The sequence below is a fragment of the Moorena sp. SIO4A5 genome (assembly GCF_010672005.1).
GTDB lineage: Bacteria > Cyanobacteriota > Cyanobacteriia > Cyanobacteriales > Coleofasciculaceae > Moorena.
This window is the reverse complement of the sequence record NZ_JAAHHZ010000105.1, coordinates 1-20704: the sequence shown is the minus strand read 5'-3', so window position 1 is coordinate 20704 and position 20704 is coordinate 1. Positions and strand designations below refer to the sequence as shown.

At 42.9% G+C, this 20704-nt stretch carries 18 protein-coding genes; 11 read left to right on the top strand and 7 right to left on the bottom strand.

All coding sequences use genetic code 11. The annotated features are described in order from the left end of the window. Positions 1–976 precede the first annotated feature (976 nt). The 3 genes from F6K57_RS25360 to sufR all read right to left on the bottom strand — a co-directional run bounded on the left by F6K57_RS25360 (position 977) and on the right by sufR (position 2106). Positions 977–1234, bottom strand: a complete 258-nt coding sequence (locus tag F6K57_RS25360) for a hypothetical protein (protein WP_293023005.1) — start codon at positions 1232–1234, stop codon at positions 977–979. 61 nt (positions 1235–1295) lie between these two features. Then, on the bottom strand, positions 1296–1439 hold the full coding sequence (locus F6K57_RS25355; RefSeq protein WP_293071374.1) for a hypothetical protein: 144 nt from the start codon (positions 1437–1439) through the stop codon (positions 1296–1298). Position 1440: 1 nt separating this feature from the next. Further along, entirely contained in the window at positions 1441–2106 is a 666-nt protein-coding gene (sufR, locus tag F6K57_RS25350; protein WP_293023008.1) for an iron-sulfur cluster biosynthesis transcriptional regulator SufR, read from the bottom strand. 392 nt (positions 2107–2498) lie between these two features. Between sufR and sufB the strand changes: the two genes are divergently transcribed. Continuing rightward, entirely contained in the window at positions 2499–3938 is a 1440-nt protein-coding gene (gene sufB, locus F6K57_RS25345; protein WP_075899490.1) for a Fe-S cluster assembly protein SufB, read from the top strand. Here the strand turns inward: sufB and F6K57_RS25340 are convergent. Continuing rightward, positions 3935–4123, bottom strand: a complete 189-nt coding sequence (locus tag F6K57_RS25340; protein ID WP_293023013.1) for a hypothetical protein — start codon at positions 4121–4123, stop codon at positions 3935–3937. The genes sufB and F6K57_RS25340 overlap by 4 nt on opposite strands. Before the next feature lie 284 nt (positions 4124–4407). On the opposite strand from F6K57_RS25340, the gene sufC reads away from it, so the two are divergent. The 3 genes from sufC to F6K57_RS25325 are packed head-to-tail and all read left to right on the top strand — an operon-like array spanning position 4408 to position 7809. Further along, complete coding sequence (gene sufC, locus F6K57_RS25335) at positions 4408–5196, top strand: Fe-S cluster assembly ATPase SufC (protein WP_293023016.1); 789 nt, start codon at positions 4408–4410, stop codon at positions 5194–5196. Then, positions 5196–6545: a Fe-S cluster assembly protein SufD gene (gene sufD, locus F6K57_RS25330; RefSeq protein WP_293071373.1), complete on the top strand. Its 1350-nt coding sequence runs from the start codon at positions 5196–5198 to the stop codon at positions 6543–6545. The genes sufC and sufD overlap by 1 nt, the downstream gene beginning before the upstream one ends. Before the next feature lies 1 nt (position 6546). Next, positions 6547–7809, top strand: a complete 1263-nt coding sequence (locus F6K57_RS25325) for a SufS family cysteine desulfurase (RefSeq protein WP_293071372.1) — start codon at positions 6547–6549, stop codon at positions 7807–7809. Positions 7810–7821: 12 nt separating this feature from the next. On the opposite strand, the gene F6K57_RS25320 is transcribed toward F6K57_RS25325, so the two are convergent. After that, entirely contained in the window at positions 7822–7944 is a 123-nt protein-coding gene (locus F6K57_RS25320; protein WP_293071371.1) for a hypothetical protein, read from the bottom strand. A gap of 64 nt (positions 7945–8008) precedes the next feature. On the opposite strand from F6K57_RS25320, the gene F6K57_RS25315 reads away from it, so the two are divergent. The 3 genes from F6K57_RS25315 (at position 8009) to F6K57_RS25305 (ending at position 10446) form a co-directional block, all read left to right on the top strand. After that, complete coding sequence (locus tag F6K57_RS25315) at positions 8009–8347, top strand: hypothetical protein (RefSeq protein ID WP_293071370.1); 339 nt, start codon at positions 8009–8011, stop codon at positions 8345–8347. Continuing rightward, entirely contained in the window at positions 8254–9225 is a 972-nt protein-coding gene (locus F6K57_RS25310; RefSeq protein ID WP_293071369.1) for an Rpn family recombination-promoting nuclease/putative transposase, read from the top strand. Before F6K57_RS25315 ends, F6K57_RS25310 begins: the two co-directional genes overlap by 94 nt. Positions 9226–9522: 297 nt before the next feature. After that, positions 9523–10446: an Rpn family recombination-promoting nuclease/putative transposase gene (locus tag F6K57_RS25305; protein ID WP_293071368.1), complete on the top strand. Its 924-nt coding sequence runs from the start codon at positions 9523–9525 to the stop codon at positions 10444–10446. Between the two features lie 563 nt (positions 10447–11009). Here F6K57_RS25305 and F6K57_RS25300 read toward each other — a convergent pair. Beyond that, entirely contained in the window at positions 11010–14522 is a 3513-nt protein-coding gene (locus F6K57_RS25300) for a hypothetical protein (RefSeq protein ID WP_293071367.1), read from the bottom strand. Between the two features lie 1169 nt (positions 14523–15691). Next, on the bottom strand, positions 15692–16405 hold the full coding sequence (locus F6K57_RS25295) for a hypothetical protein (protein WP_293071366.1): 714 nt from the start codon (positions 16403–16405) through the stop codon (positions 15692–15694). 840 nt (positions 16406–17245) lie between these two features. Between F6K57_RS25295 and F6K57_RS25290 the strand changes: the two genes are divergently transcribed. The 4 genes from F6K57_RS25290 to F6K57_RS25280 all read left to right on the top strand — a co-directional run bounded on the left by F6K57_RS25290 (position 17246) and on the right by F6K57_RS25280 (position 20389). Continuing rightward, positions 17246–18214 (top strand): carbohydrate kinase, encoded by a 969-nt coding sequence (locus F6K57_RS25290; RefSeq protein ID WP_293071365.1) that lies wholly within the window; start codon positions 17246–17248, stop codon positions 18212–18214. 320 nt (positions 18215–18534) lie between these two features. Then, entirely contained in the window at positions 18535–19038 is a 504-nt protein-coding gene (locus F6K57_RS25285) for an IS607 family transposase (protein ID WP_293071364.1), read from the top strand. 56 nt (positions 19039–19094) lie between these two features. Then, positions 19095–19346, top strand: a complete 252-nt coding sequence (locus F6K57_RS42160; protein WP_293085606.1) for a helix-turn-helix domain-containing protein — start codon at positions 19095–19097, stop codon at positions 19344–19346. Then, positions 19274–20389: a transposase gene (locus F6K57_RS25280; RefSeq protein ID WP_293071363.1), complete on the top strand. Its 1116-nt coding sequence runs from the start codon at positions 19274–19276 to the stop codon at positions 20387–20389. Before F6K57_RS42160 ends, F6K57_RS25280 begins: the two co-directional genes overlap by 73 nt. The last annotated feature ends 315 nt before the right edge of the window (positions 20390–20704 follow it).

The window sequence follows — 20704 nt, the reverse complement described above, 5'->3', positions numbered from 1 at the left end:
TCATTGGGACGATTGGGTGGTGCCGAAAGCCGCAGTGCTTCTACCAGAGCGTTGACTTGCTCATCCTCTACTTGTGCTGATACTGGTATTGCCCACAACCCCACACTCACTATTATTCCGGTCAAGAGCAGATTTTGAAATTTATTGATTACTTTATTGATTACATTTAAAGTGATCATTTTCAGATTTATTTGATATCTAAAATTAACTGAACTAAGAATGCTACTGGTCGCGACAGTGCTCAGGGAACGATGAATAATTAATGATTAATAATGTTCAACCCATGCTAGGAGTTAGGGGCTTGTACTGGCAAAACGATTAATGCAGAATTGTTAAATTCTGTATCTTATGTGTCTTATGTGTCTATTATGTATGTGTATGTATGTGCCGATTCATCGTTCATCATTCCTAAGACATAGTTCCTGAGACTTAAGGAATTTTTGAGAATAATCCGATGATGATGGGGGCTGTGAACAATAGAGCAATATCTAAAATCGTGATGGCTGCGAAGCTAATTTGTTGAGTATTCATGATGCACCGTTTCCTTGAGTATTAACAGCTGACCTAAGAATGCTAGCGGTAACTTAAATCCATTTCATCGATTTAGATCACGCAAGACTGTGATTTATGACAATCTATCTATGTGATATTGATCACTAATTTTAACCAAAATACTCTATACTATTCTATACTGTAATTTATAAAGAAAAGATTAAATCGCTGTAGGGCGCTTGATAGCGTAGACCATTGGTAAGTTTTTACTAGTGACAGGACTAAAATTAGTCCCAGAGGAACTATATTATATAAGTGCTTTAAAAATTATTAACGCACCCAAAGGATTTAATATTTATTTTATGAATAAGCTTTAAATTACTGATTTTTGATTAGGTTTTGTTGAGGTTTGTTTGTCAACAGTACTAGGCAGTAAACTATGAACAAACAACCGATTATATCAAGTCCAATGAATCACTTCTAATTACCATTTCAAAAATGCTGCCTCAACCCCTTGTTCTCGCCGAATCTTACTATCCTTCTCAAACCAATCGATGATCTGCTGATGGGTCAACTCTTCCATTGCCACCCCAGTATCTTGTGAAATATGCTTCAACAGTCTGAGGGAGGAAATCGTTAAACGAGTTAAGAATTTCTCTGGGGAAGAGAGCAATGCTTGGTCTACATCAGCGGATTCTTCCGGAGTTAAGAATTGGATTGAGGATTGCTGGGAATCAGCCATAAGGGTTTTCAAGGTTGACTACATAACTTTTAAGCTATCAGCTATCAGCTAATGCACTATGTCACAGGCTAGAAGCCTGTGCCACGCAAGCTAGTTGAGGTGCTATTAGCCAAAGGCTTGTGGCCAAAGGCTGACAGCTGAAGGCTGACGGCACCTCAAGTAGCGTGCGCGTAGCGCTTAAGCTTACAGGCTTAGTTATTGGCATGTTAGTTATTTGCTGGCGCTTTGATTAAATAGCCACACTGATGCTCTCCATTATTGAGCCAGTGAGTACGCTCCACTGTACAATCTGGCAATACGGCGGCAAACATTTCCAGTTCATGACCACAGACACTGGGGTAAGATTCGGCAACGTTGGAAATAGCACAATTGTATTCAGTTAAAATATACTGCTCACTAACCCCATTATTTAAATTACCTGATTCTAGGGTGTGCCACTCTGCCATATAACCTTCTAGTCTACGTAGTTCTACCAACTTGGCTACTCGCTCTCCCACTGTACCATTCCCGATACACTCCCGGTATTCTTGAGCTTTACGTTGCCATTGCTTTTGTAAAATCGTGCTAGTCTGTTCACGACCCAAGGTTTCTGTCATGGTATCGAGCAGGGAAACGGAAAACTCTCCGTAATGATGGGGAAAGCGATCGCGTCCTTTGTGAGAGAGGTGATAGATATGTTGAGGACGCCCCATACCAATTTGAACAGCTTTGTACTCAATTAGCCCTTCTGCCTCCAATTCTTTGAGATGACGTCGAATAGCTTGGGCGCTAACCCCTATGGCTGTGGCTAACTCCTGGGCTCTTGCTCGATCCTGTTTGAGGAGATATTGTAGGATGTCTCGCTTGGTGGAAGTTTGCTGAGTAGGCATCATGGGCTTAGGAGTTGGGGAATTGGGTAACAGGGGAAGGGCACTCAGGCTTCCCTTTGGTGCTTGTCGGTACCGTTATTTCTATTTAATCTAAATTCTCTTGACTTTAACAACATGTTTGTTGTTAATATAACCTAGAATAGAGTTAAACAACAAAAACGTTGTTTTAATCCACCCAGTAACCAGATCACATCCCGTGGGCATGAGGAAGCTATGGATTTTAGTTGTAACCGGCGATAAAAGCAAGCCGCTGTCTTGATGCAGTCGCTACCCGCAGTCTACAACCTCTAACCTTCCAAGCTGCCAACCTACTCTACGGGAAAGTCAAAGGCGAACAAGCTATCACTGTGTTTGTAACTCTGTTGAATCCTTAATGATAAGAGAGCACTAAATCGATGACTGCCACTGTCAAGACATTAGTCAACCAGCCCTATAAGTACGGCTTTGTCACAGATATTGAAGCGGATACCATTCCTCGCGGACTCAATGAGGATATTATCCGTCTGATTTCCGCTAAGAAAAACGAACCTGAGTTCATGCTGGAGTTTCGCCTAAAGGCGTATCGACAATGGCAGAAAATGACCGAGCCAACCTGGCCCCATGTCACCTATCCTCCCATTGATTACCAAAAGATTATCTACTACTCAGCACCCAAACAGAAGAAGGAAAAACTCAATAGCCTGGACGAAGTTGACCCAGCTTTACTGGAAACCTTTGATAAATTAGGCATTTCCCTATCTGAGCAAAAGCGGCTGGCTAATGTAGCAGTGGATGCCATCTTTGATAGTGTCTCGATCGCCACTACCTTCAAAGACAAGCTGGCTGAGTCGGGAGTAATTTTCTGCTCGATTTCGGAAGCGTTGCAAGAACACCCAGAGTTAGTGCGAAAATACCTGGGTAGTGTTGTTCCTGTGGCAGATAATTACTTTGTTGCTCTCAATTCTGCTGTTTTCAGTGATGGTTCCTTTGTCTATATTCCCAAAGGAGTCAAGTGCCCAATGGAACTGTCCACCTATTTCCGGATTAATAATGGAGATACTGGACAGTTCGAGCGTACCCTAATTGTGGCGGAAGAAGGCAGCAATGTTAGTTACCTAGAAGGCTGCACTGCGCCGATGTACGATAGTAACCAGCTGCACGCAGCTGTGGTGGAACTGGTTGCCCTGGACAATGCTGAGATTAAATACTCCACAGTGCAAAACTGGTTCGCTGGGGATAAAAATGGTAAAGGTGGGATTTACAACTTTGTTACCAAGCGGGGATTGTGCAAGGGAGTAAATTCAAAGATTTCCTGGACTCAGGTAGAAACTGGTTCTGCTATTACTTGGAAGTATCCCAGTTGCGTCCTAGTGGGTGATAATTCCATTGGTGAATTCTACTCTGTTGCTCTAACCAACAATCTCCAACAAGCGGACACAGGTACCAAGATGGTACATATCGGTAAAAATACTCGCAGCACCATCATTTCTAAGGGGATTTCTGCTGGTAAGTCCAAAAATAGCTACCGGGGTCTAGTGAAAATTGGTCCGAAGGCCAAGGGTGCGCGAAACTATTCCCAGTGTGATTCCATGTTGATTGGGGATACAGCTGAGGCGAATACGTTTCCTTACATCCAAGTCCAGAACAACATGGGCAAAGTGGAACACGAAGCCTCGACTTCTAAAATTGGTGAAGACCAGCTATTTTTCTTCGCTCAACGAGGGATTTCAGAAGAAGATGCGATCTCCATGATGGTGAGTGGCTTCTGTAAAGATGTCTTCAATGAACTTCCCATGGAATTTGCTGCTGAAGCAGATAAACTTTTAAGCCTGAAGCTCGAAGGCACAGTGGGCTAACTAAGGTTAGCAGGTTGAATGTTGAATGTTGAATGTTGAATGTTGAATGTTGAAGGTTGGGAGGTTGAAGGTTGAAGGTTGGGAGGTTGAAGGTTGAAGGTTGGGAGGTTGAAGGTTGAAGGTTGGGAGGTTGAAGGTTGAAGGTTGTTAGCAGGTTGAACGCGCACGCGTGGCCTTTTGGCCAAGGTTTATAGATTAAGATGTTCAAAGTTAAAGCTGATCAAATTCAACTATTATTCAACCTGATAACCTTCCACCTCAAACCTAGTAACATTCAACCTTAAACCTTAAACCTTAAACCTAGTAACATTCAACCTTAAACCTTAAACCTTAAACCTAGTAACATTCAACCTTTAACCTGCTAACATTCAACCTTTAACCTGCTAACATTCAACATTCAACCTTAAACCTTAAAGCTGATAACCTTATAACAACACTTCTGGGATAAAGCATTTATTATCAAGTCGAAATGATTAGTGAAACTAGTGAAATAATATTGTCTGTTCGGGATTTGACGGCAGATGTGGATGGTAACCAGATTCTGAAGGGATTGAATCTGGAAGTTAAAGCTGGAGAAATCCATGCGATTATGGGGCCAAATGGTTCTGGGAAGAGTACTTTGTCTAAGGTATTAGCCGGTCATCCTGCCTATGATGTAACGGGAGGCGAGGTAAGTTTCTTAGGGCAAAATCTGTTAGAAATGGAACCGGAGGAACGCTCTTTGGCTGGAGTATTTCTGGCGTTTCAGTATCCGTTGGAAATTCCTGGTGTCAGTAATTTGGATTTCTTGCGGGTGGCTTACAATTCCCGTCGAAAGCACAAGGGATTGGAAGAAATTGATACATTTGATTTTGAGGATTTAGTTGAAGAAAAGCTGGAAATTGTTAAAATGAATCCCAGCTTTCTAGAGCGTAGTCTCAATGAAGGCTTCTCTGGAGGAGAAAAGAAGCGGAATGAGATTCTCCAAATGGCACTTCTAGAACCTAAGCTGGGGATTTTGGATGAAACAGATTCTGGCTTGGATATTGATGCTCTCAAAATTGTGGCCAATGGGGTGAATCAATTGGCAAGTAGCGAGAATGCGATGATTTTGATTACTCACTACCAACGTTTACTGAATTATATTGAGCCGGATTTTGTTCATGTGATGGCAGATGGCCGTATCCTCAGGACTGGTAGCAAGGAGTTGGCTCTAGAGTTGGAATCCCGTGGTTATGACTGGGTGCTAGAAGACGAGACTGCTGAGGTGAGTGTCTGATGACTATGGAAGTTTCTGTAAAACGGGAGGTTTCTTATTTGTCGGCACTGCTAGAGCAATGTCGCCAGGATAATCCAGTTGAGATGGATTGGTTACAAGAGCTAAGTAACCACGCTAGGGGGATTGCTCAGGAATTGGCGATTCCCACCACTAAAGATGAGGAATGGCGGTTTACGGATTTGTCGCCACTGATGCAGGTGACGTTTGAGGCTGCTGTAGCTGTTGATACAAGCACCATTGATATTAGTCCGGTAGTTTTGCCAGAGGCGGTTAACAGCCGATTAGTATTTGTCAATGGGATTTATGCCCCCGAGCTATCGTCTTTGGCTGGGTTGCCTGAAGGGGTGTTTGTGGGGAATTTGGCCGAGTTGCCATCAGAGTATCAGAGCCGAATTGCTGATTATTTGGGCAAGCAGCAGGGGGCAACCGATGTGTTTACGCTGCTTAATACCGCTGGTTTGACTGATGTGGCGGTGATCTGGTTGCCTAGGAATACTGAGGTGACGGTTCCCATTCATCTGCTGTTTGTTTCCATGGCTGATGGGGTGCCTAGGCTGTTTCAGCCCCGTTGTTTGGTGGTGGCGGAGGCCGGTAGTCAGCTGAGTTTAGTTGAAGAGTATTGGCAAGGCCAAGAGGAAAATAGCGCCCAGGGTGTTTATTTGACCAATTCCGTGACGGAGGTATGGGTTGGGGAGAATGCCAGAGTGACTCATATCCGGGTTGATGGGGAAAGTAACCAGGCTTTCCATGTGGGCAAGAGTGCGATCGCACAAGCTCGGAATAGTTTTTATAGTTGCCATGGGGTAGCCTTTGGGGGGAAGTTATCTCGCCATACTCTGGAAGTGTTTCAGATGGGTGAGGGGACCGAAACGATTCTAAATGGCTTGACCGCGATTAGTGAGCATCAGTTGGCAGATACTCATAGTGCGGTGATGTTGAATCATCCCAATGGCATCAGTAATCAGCTGCAAAAGTGCATTATAGATGGTAGTGCTCATGCGGTGTTTAATGGTAAGGTTAGTGTTCCTCAAGCAGCGCAGTTGACCAATGCAGCTCAGTTGAATCGTAATTTGTTGCTATCGCCGAAGGCTAGAGTTGATACCAAGCCTCAGTTGGAGATTACAGCTGATAATGTGAAATGTTCCCACGGTGCTACAGTCAGTCAGTTGGAAGCGGATGAAGTCTTCTATTTGCAAAGTCGTGGACTGAAGGAAACCGATGCCCGTAACCTTTTGATTGATGCCTTTGTAGCAGAAATAATCAATCAAATTCCCCTAGCTTCTCTTCGTCAAAGACTTTCGGAAACAGTCATAAGTTCAAAACGGGAACAGAATAACGTTCAACAGTAACATGACCTTAACTCAAGAAAAAACCATTGCTGATCAAGTCCGGGCTGACTTCCCTATTTTGCACCAGGACGTTAACGGTAAACCGCTGATTTACTTCGATAATGCGGCTACTGCCCAGAAACCGGTAGCAGTACTGGATGCACTGCGCCACTACTACGAAATGGACAATGCTAATGTTCACCGAGGTGTCCATACCCTTAGCACTAGAGCGACAGACGGTTATGAGGGGGCACGGGATAAGGTAGCTAGTTTTGTAAATGCCCAGTCACGACAAGAGATTGTTTTTACCCGCAATGCTTCGGAAGCGATTAACTTAGTGGCTTACAGCTGGGGTTTGGAAAATCTGCGCCAGGGAGATGAAATTATTCTCTCGGTTATGGAACACCACAGCAATTTGGTGCCTTGGCAAATTATTGCTCAGAAAACTGGAGCCCTATTAAAGTATGTGGGATTGACGGAGACTCAGGAGTTTGATTTAGAAGAGTTCCGACAGCTGATTTCTGAGAAAACCAAGCTAGTAAGTGTGGTTCATGTCTCGAATACTTTGGGATGTATTAATCCCGTAGAGGAAATTATTGCGATCGCACATAACTATGGCGCTATGGTAATGATTGATGCTTGCCAAAGTATCCCCCATATGCCCATTGATGTCCAAGCTATGAATTGTGATTGGCTAGTGGCATCGGGTCATAAAATGTGTGCTTCCACAGGGATTGGTTTTCTGTATGGGAAACTAGACTTACTGCAAGCCATGCCTCCATTTTTAGGTGGTGGTGAAATGATTGCTGAGGTATTTCTCGATCACTCCACCTATGGGGATTTACCCCATAAATTTGAAGCGGGGACACCAGCCATTGCTCAAGCGATCGCACTTGGTGCTGCAGTAGACTATCTGACTGTGTTAGGTATGGATACTATCCATAGCTATGAAGAAGAATTAACCGCTTATTTGTTTAAGCAGTTGCAGGAAATTCCAGATCTAATCATGTATGGTCCCCAACCAACAATAGATGGTAAAGGTAGGGCAGCCTTAGCAACATTTAATGTTAAAGGATTGGATGCTAGTGATGTGTCTACGCTGTTGGATCAAGACGGTGTAGCAATTCGTTCTGGAAATCATTGTACTCAACCCTTGCACCATCGTTTAGGAGTGACTGGTACAGCACGAGCTAGTTTGTATTTTTATAATACTCGTGAAGAGATTGATCGGTTTATTGTGGCGTTGAAAGAAACAATTGAGTTTTTCAGAAGTGCTATGGATTGAATATAGCAATTATTATTTGGGTGAGGTACTTTTGTTATGGGTTTTAGGGAGTAGGGAGTAGGGAGTAGGGAATAGGCAATAGGCAATAGGCAATAGGCAATAGGCAATAGGCAATAGGGAAAAAATATATAGCAATTATTTTTATCATGAGGTACAAAGGGATCCCCCTAAATCCCCCTTAAAAAGGGGGACTTTGAGGTTGATAAGTGTACCTCATACATGCCATAAATTACATACCTCATTAGGCTATAAAAAGCTAGATAGCAATCCTAAATTAATTGTTATAATTATTAATCAGAAGTTACCTACTCCCTACTCCCTACTCCCTGTTCCCTATTTCCCTACTCCCTACTCCCTACTCCCTACTCCCTGTTCCCTATTTCCCTACTCCCTACTCCCTACTCCCTACTCCCTACTCCCTATCAGCCATAAAAGCATTTTGATATGGTTTTCCCGTTGCCAGATAAATACATTGACCTGCTCACGGATTTCGGCTTTAAACGTGTCTTTGGCACTGAGCCAAACAAGGCACTGTTGATCGACTTCTTGAATACTCTGTTGCCTCCCCATCATCAGCTGAAGAATGTTACCTTTAAGAATCCAGAGTTTTTGGGCAATACCTTAGTGGATCGAAGGGCTATTTTTGATATTTATTGTCAGAGCGAGACTGGTGAACGGTTCATCGTAGAAATGCAGAAGGCCAAGCAAAATTTGTTTAAGGATAGAAGTGTATATTATTCTACTTTCCCGATCCAAGAACAGGCGCAACAGGGATTTTGGAACTATGAGCTTACAGCAGTTTATACGGTTGGCGTCCTAGATTTTGTATTTGATGACCACAAGCACGAGTCAGAACTGCTACATGTGGTGGAGTTGAAAAATCAGCACTGTGAGGTGTTCTACGATAAGCTCAAGTTTATTTATGTTGAGCTACCCAAATTTACCAAGTCTCTTGATGAGTTGGAGTCCCATTTTGACAAGTGGTTATTTTTATTAAAACACCTAGCCCAGTTGAATGAACCCCCATTACCGTTGCAAGACGATGTGTTTGCCCAGCTCTTTGATGTGGCAGAGATTGCCAATTTTTCATCTAGGGAGCAAGCGCTATATCAGGATAGTCTGAAGGTCTACCGGGATATGTACAATGTTACCCAAACCTTGATTGATGAAACCTTGGAACAAGGCATAGAACAAGGTATCAAACAAGGTATAGAACAAGGTATCAAACAAGGTATCAAACAAGGTATCAAACAAGGTCGAGCAGAAGGTAGACAACAAGGTAGACAACAAGGTAAAGCAGAAGGTAGACAGGAAGAAAAACAGCAGATTGCTAAGCAGATGAAGGCGGCAGGGTTACCTGCTCAGGATATTGCCCAATATACGGGGTTGAGTATGGATGAGATTGATCGGTTGTAGGTTGAAATTGCTTCAAGAGTTATTCTTTGTCTGTTTAGCGTTGCTGAATCAAGCTATGAATAGGAGTATAGTGAGCATCCTGCCTGCCCCAGAATATTGATAACGGGCAAGATGCCCATTCCACAAATAGGATAAACGCTATAGTTAATCTATCTATCAGTGTTTATCATAGCGATTAAAAGCACTATACTATAGCAATCCGTTTAGGAATTGTTAGAATTTATAAACATAAGTTTCCTACTCCCGACTCCCGACTCCCGACTATCTAATCCCTATCAGCCATAAAAGCATTTTGAAATGGTTTTCCCGTTGCCAGATAAATACATTGACCTGCTCACGGATTTCGGCTTTAAACGTGTCTTTGGCACTGAGCCAAATAAGGCACTGCTGATCGACTTCTTGAATACTCTGTTGCCTCCCCATCATCACCTGAAGGATGTTACCTTTAAGAATCCCGAGTTTTTGGGCAATACCTTAGTGGATCGAAGGGCTATTTTTGATATTTATTGTCAGAGCGAGACTGGTGAACGGTTCATCGTAGAAATGCAGAAGGCCAAGCAAAATTTGTTTAAGGATAGAAGTGTATATTATTCTACTTTCCCGATCCAAGAACAGGCTGAACAGGGATTTTGGAACTATGAGCTCACGGCAGTTTATACGGTTGGCGTCCTAGATTTTGTATTTGATGACCACAAGCACGATTCAGAACTGCTACATGTGGTGGAGTTGAAAAATCAGCACTGTGAAGTGTTCTACGATAAGCTCAAGTTTATTTATGTTGAGCTACCGAAATTTAGCAAGTCTCTTGATGAGTTGGAGTCCCATTTTGACAAGTGGTTATTTTTATTAAAACACCTAGCCCAGTTGAATGAACCCCCATTACCGTTGCAAGACGATGTGTTTGCCCAGCTATTTGATGTGGCAGAGATTGCCAATTTTTCATCTAGGGAGCAAGCGCTATATCAGGATAGCCTGAAGGTCTACCGGGATATGTACAATGTTACCCAAACCTTGATTGATGAAACCTTGGAACAAGGCATAGAACAAGGTATCAAACAAGGTATCAAACAAGGTAGAGCAGAAGGTAGAGCCGAAGGTAAAGCAGAAGGTAGACAGGAAGAAAAACAGCAGATTGCTAAGCAGATGAAGGCGGCAGGGTTACCTGCTCAGGATATTGCCCAATATACGGGGTTGACTATCGATGAGATTGATCGGTTGTAGGTTTAAATTGCTTCAAGAGCTACAAATTCCTGGGTTTTTGCGAAAAATTGTTGCTTAGATAGGCGAACTGAAATACCGATAATCCCCCTTTGGGGATTAAAACTGGTTTGAGAGGTATTGGTAACCCAGTCGTTGGGTTAATGCTAGAGAAGCTGTTCTAAAGTCCCAACGGAGCTGAATCTATTGCTATAGCTTACACACAAGCTTTTACCTTTACCCCTTCCCCCTTACCCTTTCCCCTGACTTCTTGCAGAAGTCGGGAACGCCGGATCTGGAAACAGTCAAGAAGAATGGACGCAAACAGTATCGTAAAAATACAATTGCTCCGAGGTCATTGCATTAAGATAGACGGAAACATCGTGGGCAAGAACTATGTTAAAGTCCGTGCAAGCACAATTGGGTTATGCTCGCTGAGAAACCACTGCTAAAGATGTTCAGATTAAGAGCCTGTCCCCAAATTTAGGTATTAGGCTCAAAAAACTCTATTTTCCGTCAATAATCAGAAGCTTACACAAAAACAGGACAGACTCCATATTAAGCCTAGTGATAGTAGTGGCTTTAATTTACCAAAATGTTAGCCAGTCTAAAACTTTCTTACCTCCACTGATCATGGAGTCATAAACTTTTCCAACTCCATCAATCACTTCTCCGACTGCATTGTAAACTAGTCTTCCAACGAATTCTCCAGAGGAGCTAAAAGTTTCACTGAACTTTTTAATGCCATTTTCAAATATATGTATTACTTTCCCACCATCAGGTAAGAATTCAACTTGTTCAATAATGTTTCCTACGGAGTTGAAAGTCTTACGTAAATACTTGTTGCCAGTATTGTTATAAAAGTCCTGAATTATCTCACCATCGGGGAAGAAGTTAACTTGTTCGACAATGTTTCCTACGGAGTTAAAAGTCTTACGTAAATACTTGTTGCCAGTATTGTTATAAAAGTCCTGAATTATCTCACCATCGGGGAAGAAGTTAACTTGTTCGACAATGTTTCCTACGGAGTTAAAAGTCTTACGTAAATACTTGTTGCCAGTATTGTTATAAAAGTCCTGAATTATCTCACCATCGGGGAAGAAGTTAACTTGTTCGACAATGTTTCCTACGGAGTTAAAAGTATTACGTAAATACTTGCCAGTATTGTTATAAAAGTCCTGAATCTCATCACCACTGGGGAAAATTTGGAGTTTCTGAACGTAGTCCCCAAATTCATTGAATGCTTTTATTACTTTAGTGTTGCCAATAAAGGAAGTCACAGAAGCATAACCATCAGAAATTAAATCCCATGCCCTTTGTCCACCATCGGCGAGGGAACGCCAAGCTTGTATTCCGCCATTTTTTAATCCAATCCAAGCTTCTTCTCCACCATCAAGTAGATGATCCCAAGCTTGAACACCTCTTGCTTTAATTGCGCTCCAGGCTTCTTCTCCACCCGCAGCAAGAGCTTCCCAGGCTTCTGTACCGTCTCCGCTAAAAAGGGCTTGAGTGGCTTTCCAACCACCCGCAGCGAGAGCTTCAAAAGCTTCTGCTCCACCAGCAAGTAAAGCACTAGTAGCTAAAACACCACCACTGGCTAAAGCTTCTGCTGCATCAATGCCACCCACGGCAAGGTAGCTAAGGGCAGGCGCTCCAGACAATTCAATCGCAGTCCACAGGTTCGGGTCCCAATTTGCTACAGCTTTGTACATGTCCTCATTCCATTCTGAAATGAGATTTACCAGACCATCCCCAAGGTTATCTATCGCTTGACCTGCGAGTAGGGCGGTTTGACCTAATGGAGAATCGCTAGAAAGGTTTCGGATTGCATGAGTTACTTCTTCTATTACTCCACCAATAACGGTACGGCTTGATTCAGCTACTCCACGGTTAGACAGTAAAGTTGGTAAGACTCCAAGGGTATAGATACCTCCAACGAGGTTGAATAAAGCCCAATCTTTTCTAGCAGCACTGGAAACGCCTCTCATATCCCAATAACTAAACAAGCTGTTACTGAGATCTTCGCTGTCGAGATTATTAATAATAGAACCTTTGAGTAGGTCTCGGCTTTGATTGTGTTTTTCCTGTATATATGGCGAGAACTTCCATATATCATTGTTGTCAGTATTCCAGTGGGCTAGCTTGTATTCTCCTTCTATATAGTCATCCCCTAATAGACTGACGATATCCCCATAGCCAACTATATGAGTTACCTTTTCTACATTATCTGCCACAAAATCATTTGCTAAATCCCTGTTAATTCCTGGAGAATTAAATGAAACAACTTGGCTGAGTTTACCGCCTAAACTTGTGTATCTCGCAGCAAAAGATTGAGCCAGCACACCACCCAAACTTTCCCCAATAATATCTGGGCGTAGTTTAGTGTTATGTGTGATTTCATTGAGCCAATTAATGATCCTATCAACGTTTCTTTCAAATTGTCTGTAACCAACGCCCCTTGGGTCGCCATTGTAAAGCCAGTCCCAGGGATCATTGCTGCCAGCGATAACTAAAACAGGGGGTTTGGTGGAATCAGAATCGGTGGGCACAAAGCCATAGGCTTCAAATCCCGTTTCTTCATCTGTGAAAACTTCTGCTACTTTATATTCATGTTTTTCCTCATCTTCTTTAAAGCCAGAGCTACTCGCCTTTCGTACTAAATCTTGATAATTATAAAAAGATTCGTTAAATTCATCTGAAGTACCTTGGGGACTAAATACAGTAGAACCATTAGTAGTTAAGGTATATTCCCCCGTAGCACCGGAGCCATAACTAGTAGCTCGTAGGGCATAATCAACATCGGATTGAGCGGTGAAAGTGAGTTGGGAATTTCGCCCTTCTCCACCGTCATCATCCTCTGCAATGACTTCCCCAGTATCACGATTAATTAATTGTAGGTAAGTGTCAAAATCCCCTTCCAGATTAACTTCAATTACTTGACCTGGGTTAACCCCTTCCAAGTGGAAATCATCACTGAAGCGACCATTACGGGTGGGATTATTATCATCACCTTCCTCTAAATTACCCACATACCTTTGGGTGGAAGTACCTTGGGTACTAAATACAGTAGAACCATTAGTAGTTAAGGTATATTCCCCCGTAGCACCGGAGCCATAACTAGTAGCTCGTAGGGCATGAGCAACATCGGATTGAGCGGTGAAAGTGAGTTGGGAATTTTGCCCTTCTCCACCGTCATTATCCTGTGCAATGACTTCCCCAGTATCACGATTAATTAATTGTAGGTAAGTGTCAAAATCCCCTTCCAGATTAACTTCAATTACTTGACCTGGGAGAACTCCTTCCAAGTGGAAATCATCACTGAAGCGACCATTACGGGTAGGATTATTACTATCACCTTCCTCTAAATTACCCACATACCTTTGGGTGGAAGTACCTTGGAGACTAGATACAGTAGAACCATTAGTAGTTAAGGTATATTCCCCCGTAGCACCGGAGCCATAACTAGTAGCTCGTAGGGCATAATCAACATCGGATTGAGCGGTGAAAGTGAGTTGGGAATTTCGCCCTTCTCCACCGTCATCATCCTCTGCAATGACTTCCCCAGTATCACGATTAATTAATTGTAGGTAAGTGTCAAAATCCCCTTCCAGATTAACTTCAATTACTTGACCTGGGAGAACTCCTTCCAAGTGGAAATCATCACTGAAGCGACCATTACGGGTAGGATTATTACTATCACCTTCCTCTAAATTACCCACATACCTTTGGGTGAGGGTATATTCTCCCGTTACACTGGAGCGATAACTAGTAGCTCGCAGGAGATAATCAACATCTGATTCCACAGTGAAAGTGAGTTGGGAATCGAGACTACCACCAAAATCATCGTTGTATGTTATTACTTCCTCCGTATCAGCATTGATTAGTTGCAGGTAAGTATCAAAATCAGCTTCTAGCTGAACCTGAACTACTTGACCTGGGTTAACCCCTTCCAAGCGAAAATCATCACTGAAGCTACCATTATGGGTGGGATTATTACCATCACTGGCATCTAAAATCCCCAAAAAGCTTTGGTTGCTACTAATAATAGAAGGACTAGAATCCAATGGGTTATCTAAGTTATTTTCTGCAAAAGTAGTCATGGGTGCTGTTTCTTAATCTTTGAATTTACTGCTTTGGTAGACGCATCCATAGACTCTATTGCTGGAGATACTATTTGACCAGCAAAAAACCTACTGGTTTGGTTTTGAGATTCTTTAGTTTAGACTATTTTAGAGTAACACACTGTAGGATTGTGATTCTAAAAAGTTTTAGTAAATCTTCAAAAACAAATAAACAACCACATTTTTTATTATCATAATAATAAAAAAAATGTGGTAATTATACTAGTTCAATCTTACTATATGCTACATTTTTTTTATAAACAAAATAAGTTCTTATTACAAAGTTATTTTTATTTTTAATACAAAAATCTCTAACTAGTACAGTCCTACCGATTACCACTAGACCTCTTACAAAAATAAATCGCACTCCATCCTGAACCCCGCCTAACCCTATCTATACTTGGCATAGCGCATTGTATTTAGGGTTTCCGAGTAGGGTAACTTCTCAATAACCGCTGTCGGGTGAAAGAGATAGGTGTGTAAGCAAACCTGTCAACTTTATGTACTTGAGAACGTCACCGACACTTTCCCTAGTTCTAATTCCAAGACTCGATCCTGTTCCTTTACCAGAATTCAGACAATGGAACTACTTCCCATTACGACCAGTCTTTAACTTTTTATTATTTTCGATAAAAATAAAAAATAACAAAAAGTGAATTTAATGAGGAATTAGAGGAAAAAATGAAGTACCAATAAATCCGATTACTTGCATTTATACTAATAGAACTACTTCCCACCACGGAAGTCCCAATAACTACCGTTACAGGTATTAATACGTCTTTTTATTATCTTTTTTACTACTGTTAGGAAATAACAAAAAGATAACGGCACTTAATATTAAGTGAACTTTGTTAATTCTTGTGTTGGAAGTGGGTAGGTCGTCCGTTGGGACTACCGCCTGAAAGTGGAACTAGGTTAAGGGACCGATTGGTCGCTGTCTGTCGTTGGTACTGGGTAGGGGACTCGGTTGGGTCACCTACCCATCATTGGAACTAAGGAAGGAGTCGGGGTTAGCCACTACCTTTGTTGAGTTTTGTGTAGCGTTGTTGGGACTGGGTGGTAAGGTTTTTTCCTTACCGCGATCGCTGTACCAATGAAAAGCCCCAGCGACTGCCGGGGTGTGGAGTGCAATGGTAGGATGCGATTGATTAAATGTAGTTCTGCGGGGAATAGGGATTTATTCCATGTTCTCGCAATATTCGCAACAGGCGAGCATTTTCTGCCTCTAGATGGTCTGGTTCAGCCATACCTTCCGAAAGGTCTTCCAATTGCTGATTTAGTTCCTGGTTGATATACTGCCAGCATTCGCTATTGTTTCTTAGATCGGTGTTCTCAGCTTCTAAGAGACTCACGTATTCAGAAAGTTTTTCGTTTCTTTGTTTGATCGTAGCTGTATCACCGAAAGCTTCACGAATCCTTTCCTCTAATGCATCTATGATCAATCCGTTAGTCAATGCAAAAGCCCTTTTGTTGCCTTTGTTTCCACGACTATGCCAGTAAAGCCCAACTATGACCGGAGGCCATCCACTGATACGAGTCTGCCCTTTTAGTTGCTCTGGGTTTAAAACCTCAAAAGTGCCGGGCGTAAAACCCTTGCCCCATATATCTTTGAAGGCTTTTGAACGCAAAAAACGCCGGGCGTAAGATTCATCTTCTCCGATGGTTTCAGCAGAACCAGTCTGAGACATCAAGTAATCTCCAGACTCCGTCTTGAAACCATCAGCCTTAATGTCCCCAATGTAGAAAGGACAGTGAGTTACGTATTGCTTATTTTCCATGGTTAGAATGAATATGACATTGAACTGGAGTAATCCTCCACTTAGCGATCGCACCATTGACCGGGAATGCGATCGCTTATTCATAAGTATACCTATTTGATCGTCATCGGCAAATATTTCTCTTGTTATCTTTGTCGCCTCAAAAAGTTAACAAGAGACGACAGGAAAATCAATGATCACTGCAAGCCAGTAATGTATAGTGCTCCGCCTACGGCCAATCGCTTTTAGCTGTTCCGTTCATAAAAACGCTGAATTAATCGATTTTTATCGTCTTTATCAGAGTGGGAGAGTTTGAGAGGGAAAAGAATACCCCGTCCTTTGAGGACGGGGTATTCTTTTCCCTCTCAAATAGTGTTAAGATAAAAAGTAAGGGTCTCAAAAAAACTGGGTATTGACCCTACTCAGCTACCCTCGGTGCGCGGGAAAGTCACGCCCATGGAGATAACAGTCGCGAACGGCTGTGCCTGGGAATCCCCATCCCTGCGACGGGTGGGGAGGTTCAATTACGAGTAAAAATAGCTTACTTTGCCCAACGAGAGAAATGGGCGACGTTATGCTTGCCCACTTTTCTCCTTGTTTTATTCGTTTTCCGGAAAACTAGGTAGAGTTAAGGTACACGTCACAGACTTCCCGGCGTTGGACAGAGAGGCACCGTAGGTGATCGCATCAAATACCTGCCATTTCCACTAATAGAACTACTTCCCACCAGAGTTAAAACTATTCCTTAAAACTATTGCGCATATAGGGTAACTGAAGTACTGATAATCCCGGTTATGTTAATTAGTCGGGAGATAATAATAAACCTACAGTATAATTTGATGTCAGTTTGGGTGAAATACTTGCGCGCCACTTCCTTCTTAGAAGATGGGCGATAGACTACCCGAATCACCGTTCAATTACATTTGGTAGGTAAGGAATACCCTCATGACAAGTCCCCAGGTGATCTGTGCTGGTGAAATGTTGTTTGACCGTTTGTCTAATCAGCCAGGAAAACCCCTAGAACAGGTGGAGTCTTGGACAGACTATCCCGGTGGCGCACCAGCGAATACTGCTTGTGCTTTAGTAAAGCTGGGTATACCCACTGCATTTATCGGTTGTATTGGTCAAGATCAGCCAGGAGACATACTAGTAGAGTTGTTAAAGGACATTGGTGTCGATGGCACGGGAGTACAGCGTCATGGTACAGCTCCCACACGGATCGTCTATGTAGTCCGAGATGCGTCAGGCGATCGCAGTTTTGCTGGATTTGGTGATATCGATACCACAGAATTCGCTGATACACGACTTCAAGCCGATCACTTGCCTACTGAACTATTTAAGGAAGCGAAGTTTCTGGTATTGGGGACTCTGGAATTAGCCTATCCCCACAGTAAGGCAGCAATTAATCAAGCAGTTAAGTTGGCACAACAACACCAGGTCTCTATCTTTATAGATGTGAACTGGCGACCGGTCTTTTGGAATGATGCCAATACTGCCATTGAAATTATTCAAGACATGATCCAGCAAGCGGACTTCCTGAAACTGACTGATGAGGAGGGAGAGTTTTTGTTTGGCACTGCTGATCCAAAAGCGATCGCACAACGGTTGGATAAGGTCAAAGGGGTATTAGTCACAGCCGGGGAACGAGGCTGCGCCTACTATCTGGGAGGAAACGAAGGTAAATTACCAGCATTTTCTGTAGCAGTCCAGGATACAACCGGTGCCGGGGATGGCTTTACTGGTGGCATTATTTATCAACTATGCCACCGTGACCGGTCCAGTCTGAGTGATCCAACCGTTGCCAAAGATGTGGTTACCTATGCCAGTGCAGTAGGCGCACTGACCACTCTCAAGCCTGGTGCGATCGCAGCTCAACCTACATTAGCTGAGGTGGAAGCTTTTCTATCTAGTTAGTAGACTTCGCGGCAGTTGTCGGGAACAGGGAACAGGGAACAGGGAACAGGGAACAGGGAACAGGGAATAACTAATTTAAATGCACATCAGCTTACTCTATAAGTTTTTATCTTTAAACTGAAGTTTCACTTCCTACACTTGTCACACTCTTCCCCCGACTCCCGACTCCCGACTCCCGACTCCCGACTCCCGACTCCCTAAAACATGGATAATTTAAACTACTATTCCAATTCAGAAACCATGACCCCGAAGGCTTGTGACAGTTAACAAAAATGTCCACTAATCTAACACTATCTACAATTATGTGTTAGATTTTAGAGATGGCACTTATACCAATCCGTAAGGCGGTCGAACTTACAGGACTATCAAGGAACACGTTACGGAAGTACGCAGATAATGGCACTCTCAGATGCGAAAGGACTCCAGGCGGAACTAGACTATTTCATTCAGAAGATGTACTCAGGTTCGGAGCAAGACGTTCAAAACCTGATCAACTTCGTGAACAACGAACTACCAAGACGATTTGCTACTGCCGAGTCAGTACCAACTTTCAAAGAGACGACCTCGACAGACTTCTCGCCTATCTCCATTCCCTCTTCCCCGACGCCGAAATCATCTTTGACATCGGCTCAGGTCTCAACTACAAAAGGAAAGGGCTTAGAACCATATTGGAACGAATTGTGCTCGGAGATAAGCTCACGATTGTTGTTGCCTGTAGAGACAGACTTATTCGATTTGGGTTTGAACTCATTGAGTACTTGGTTAGAAGTTACCGTAAGAGTAGTGCAGCCTTTATAGTTGGTAAATTATGCAGCATAGGGTAAAGGTTTTGTAGTAAGGCTGCACTACTCTAAGGTTTCATCTCCGGTCGGTCTCAACGGTGGAAAAATCCTGGTTCTCAGCCAATCTGAAAGCTGCCCAGAGTCCGAACTTACCGCAGATCTTCTCTGAATCATTCACGTCTTCTCCTGCCGGGTTCACGGACTCCGAAAGTACGGTAAAAAAATCAAAGAAGATTCGACTGTTCCTAAATCCTGACCAGAGATCTCTTATTCGCCAATGGTTCGGAGTGTCCCGTTATGTGTTCAACAAAACCGTCAAAATCCTCCATCCAACCAAAATGGCGAAGTAAAAGCCAATTGGAAAGCAATCAAAACAGGGATATTAAACGACCTTCCTGAGTGGTGCAAGGAAGTACCTTATCAAATAAAATCGATAGCGATTAAGGATGCTTGCACCGCCGTCAGGGAGGCCAATAAAAAGTACAAAAAGACGTCACAAATTAATCGGGTAAGATTCAGGTCAAGGAAAAACCCCATTCAGTCTTGCTATATTCCTAAGTCAGCAGTTTCTGAAACAGGAATATATCACACAAAGCTGGGTAAATTGACTTACGCTGAAGACTTGCCCGTAGATATTTGTGACTGCCGACTAACTAGTAACAATGGCGATTACTATCTAGTAGTCCCTCACAAGGTAGCTGTATCATATACCGAAAACCAAGGTAGAGTAGTTGCTTTAGACCCTGGAGTCAGAACTTTCATCACTTTTTTCAGTGAGACATCTGTAGGAAAGATTGGGCACGGAGATTTTTCTCGCATCCAACGTCTGTGTCAGCATTTAGATAATTTACTGTCTAAAATCAGTAAAGCCAAACGCGGACAAAAGCGTCGGATGAGAAAAGCCGCTAGGCGAATGGTTATCAAAATCCAGAACCTAATCAATGAGCTTCATCATAAGACAGCTAGGTTTTTGGTTGATAACTTTGATGTGATTCTACTTCCCACCTTTGAAACATCTAAAATGTCTAAAAAAGGAAATAGAAAAATCCGATCTAAAACCGTTCGGAACATGCTCACCTTTGCTCATTATCGCTTCAAGGAATTTTTGAAGCATAAAACTCAGGAAACTGGAAAAACAGTGGTAGATGTCTGCGAGGCTTACACCAGTAAGACTGTTAGCTGGACAGGTGAACTGGTCAATATAGGCGGGAGTAAGACTATCAAGTCAAAAGTTGATGGTAAAGTCATGGACAGAGACATCAACGGTGCTCGTGGTATATTTCTGCGTTCGCGCAGCGTGGCCTACGGCCATGCTTTGGGAGATACCCCCTGGTTGCGAAAGCAGCTTGCATTAGTGAGCCAGAATCCGCCCTTGGTAGATTTTGGTAGCTAAAAAGTATCGGAAAACTTCGACTTTGTTAATGCTTACCTCAAGGGTGTTAGTCCCGAGATTCGCAATCAAAACGGCTTTATCGTCAAGTTTATCGGAGATGGTATAATTGCTGTTTTACCTGATGGCACCGATGAGGCAGTAGCAGCGGGAATTGCCAAGCAAATCAGAGTGGAAGAATACAATCGCGAGGCTTTGTTGCATGAATGATGAAGGGGTCAAAATGCTCCCCCTCTCAGGAGCAGTTTTAAGCATTATGGGCATAGCTATCAGGCATACCCAAATGGGTCATAGGATTGAGGGCAGCACAAGCAAGTA